This is a genomic window from Gilliamella sp. Pas-s27 (assembly GCF_009795865.1).
In the GTDB taxonomy this organism is placed as follows: Bacteria; Pseudomonadota; Gammaproteobacteria; order Enterobacterales; family Orbaceae; genus Gilliamella.
This window is the reverse complement of record NZ_WTEW01000139.1, coordinates 1-315: the sequence shown is the minus strand read 5'-3', so window position 1 is coordinate 315 and position 315 is coordinate 1. Positions and strand designations below refer to the sequence as shown.

Below are 315 nucleotides of genomic sequence, written 5' to 3'. Positions count from 1 at the left end.
AATGGAAAGATATGAATTATGGTTATTGGCATGATAGTATTGAAGATTTTTCTTTCTATTTTGAATTTAATGATTTTGCAAGCGATTATGCACTACTTAATATGCCAGAAGCTTATTTTACACAAGGGGATGGTTATACCATTTATAAAGGTACGCGTGAGAGTAATAACTTAAAATTAGAAGAGTGGGTGGTTAAAGGTAAATATTTTGAAGACAATTTGGAATTTAATAGTGACGGGTTAGGTTATATTTTTACTTTAGGTATTCATGTAACAGATCCAACTTATAAAACACCTCGATTACATGTAGAAATGT

General features: G+C 29.8%; 1 protein-coding gene. It reads left to right on the top strand.

What is annotated here, in order from left to right; all coding sequences use genetic code 11:
- Window positions 1–11: 11 nt before the first annotated feature.
- The coding region (locus GQ589_RS12045) for a T6SS immunity protein Tli4 family protein (RefSeq protein ID WP_160426500.1) at window positions 12–315 on the top strand (304 nt) is incomplete at its 3' end.